The organism is Micromonospora psammae, from assembly GCF_036902725.1.
Taxonomy (GTDB): domain Bacteria; phylum Actinomycetota; class Actinomycetes; order Mycobacteriales; family Micromonosporaceae; genus Micromonospora.
Genome location: NZ_JBAKHM010000065.1, coordinates 1 through 616 on the forward strand (window position 1 = coordinate 1; position 616 = coordinate 616).

The window sequence follows — 616 nt, forward strand, 5'->3', positions numbered from 1 at the left end:
GGAGGATGAATAATGTGTGGGATTAAGTTAAAAGACTATGCCCCTGTTGCTAACATTATTGCGCGTCTGCAAGTGTTAGCGCCTGACCTGTTTATTTTTAAAGGTGTCACGCCGGAACAGTTAAACGACATGCTTATTTATAATCATGGCAATCGTACTGTTTATGAGGGTGTATTGGGAGCGGATTTAGATTCGCTCTCTATTCTCCTGTTGGGCGCGTATCTGGAAAAATGGTTATTATTGCCGGGGTATTATAAGCAGGTTCAAATCGGCGCTAATAGTTACAAGACCAAAAAAGAAGTTATTGAGACACTCGGAAATAAAGACGTTGCAAATAAAGTCGCGGCCTTTAACTCTGACGTTCTCATTACTGACGGGGCAGACATTGAGATTACAAAAGGCGAAGTTGTCCGAACTATTACCGACTCTGCTTTTGACCTCAACGCTGTATTTAATAACTTGACACTTTTAGATAAGACTGCTATTATTAATACAGTTCTACACGACATCGCAAACTTTTATTGCGTGTCTATTTATCTCTAAAATCATCCTCAAAATAAGGACTGAAAATAATGAAAGTGACTCAACTAAAGACCCTGCTTGCCTCAGTAATGGG

The 616-nt window shown here is 39.8% G+C and carries 1 protein-coding gene; it reads left to right on the top strand.

Annotation, left to right across the window (positions count from 1 at the left end; all coding sequences use genetic code 11):
- The first annotated feature begins 12 nt into the window (after window positions 1-12).
- Window positions 13-543, top strand: a complete 531-nt coding sequence (locus V6U79_RS29700) for a hypothetical protein (protein ID WP_334616724.1) — start codon at window positions 13-15, stop codon at window positions 541-543.
- Window positions 544-616 lie beyond the last annotated feature (73 nt).

Excerpts from the sequence above, each read along its gene's own strand:
- V6U79_RS29700 (WP_334616724.1), top strand. The coding sequence starts at position 13 with ATGTGTGGGATTAAGTTAAAAGACTATGCCCCTGTTGCTAACATTATT.